This window comes from Pseudomonas sp. KB_15 (genome assembly GCF_052114525.1).
Classification (GTDB): domain Bacteria; phylum Pseudomonadota; class Gammaproteobacteria; order Pseudomonadales; family Pseudomonadaceae; genus Aquipseudomonas.
Genome location: NZ_JBFREX010000289.1, coordinates 1 through 402, shown reverse-complemented (window position 1 = coordinate 402; position 402 = coordinate 1). Strand labels below are relative to the sequence as shown.

The window sequence follows — 402 nt, the reverse complement described above, 5'->3', positions numbered from 1 at the left end:
TGCGTATCCTGCTGGTAGAAGATGAGGTGGAACTGGCCCGCTGGGTGGCCCGCGCGCTGGAGCAGGGCGGCTTCGTCATCGAGCACGTGGCGGACGGCCTGCAGGCCGAAGCCCGGCTGATGGCCGAGGAATACGACGCCGTGGTGCTCGACCTGCGCCTGCCCGGCAAGGACGGCCTGGCCGTGCTCAAGGCCATGCGTGGCCGCGACGACCGCACGCCGGTGCTGATCCTGACCGCCCAGGACACCCTCGACGAACGTGTGCGCGGCCTGAACCTCGGCGCCGACGACTACCTGCCCAAGCCCTTCGCCATCGCCGAACTCGAGGCGCGCATCCTCGCCCTGATCCGCCGCAGCCGTGGCCGCGCTCATCCCCGCCTGCAATGCGGCACGCTGGTATTCG

General features: G+C 70.4%; 1 protein-coding gene. It reads left to right on the top strand.

The window, feature by feature from the left end; all coding sequences use genetic code 11:
• The coding region (locus AB4Z35_RS30930) for a response regulator (RefSeq protein ID WP_442101291.1) at window positions 1–402 on the top strand (402 nt) is incomplete at both ends.